This is a genomic window from Arthrobacter sp. JCM 19049 (genome assembly GCF_001310435.1).
In genome coordinates, this window is sequence record NZ_BAXF01000939.1 from 1 (window position 1) to 534 (window position 534).

Genomic DNA, 534 nt, shown 5'->3' on the forward strand with positions numbered 1-534 from the left:
GCAGCAGGATGCATCCGACGCCGGCCAGCAGCACCAGCGGCCACCAGGCGGCCAGCGTTGCGGGCAACACCGGGTGTCACCAGCCGGCGGCATGCAGCACCACGGCCAGCACCAGGTAGGTGATGGCCACCTCCGGCTCCTGCTCGCCGCTGATGAACCGCCGCCGGGTATGCGAAAAATCGATCTTCACCCCTCCATCATGGTCCACCGGCCCGGCCGCTGCCGTCCCCCAAAGGTAGGACACCGGCGTGGACCGATGCCCGATGTGCCGTTCCCGCCCACTGGCAGGCTCGATGGCATGGACTTCATGCAACAGGCACCGGCCGCCGCGCTGGCCGTACTTGCCTCATCGACGCCACCAGCATCGGCACCCTGGTGATCCCGATCTGGCTGCTGCTGCGCCGCGACTACCGCCGCGCCATTCCCAAGGTACTGGCCTACCTGGCATCATCGCCGTCTTCTACTGGCTGCTGGGCTTGGGGTTGCGGGCCGGCTGGCTGGCCGGCACCCAGCTGCTGCCGGACGGGTTCTTCG

At 68.7% G+C, this 534-nt stretch carries 1 protein-coding gene; it reads left to right on the forward strand.

The features are described from left to right. The first annotated feature begins 256 nt into the window (after positions 1–256). Positions 257–379 carry a hypothetical protein gene (locus JCM19049_RS21745; RefSeq protein WP_279403526.1) on the forward strand — a complete coding sequence of 41 codons (123 nt, stop codon included), beginning with the start codon at positions 257–259 and terminating at the stop codon, positions 377–379. Positions 380–534: the final 155 nt, after the last annotated feature.

Excerpts from the sequence above, each read along its gene's own strand:
- JCM19049_RS21745 (WP_279403526.1), top strand. The coding sequence starts at position 257 with ATGCCCGATGTGCCGTTCCCGCCCACTGGCAGGCTCGATGGCATGGAC.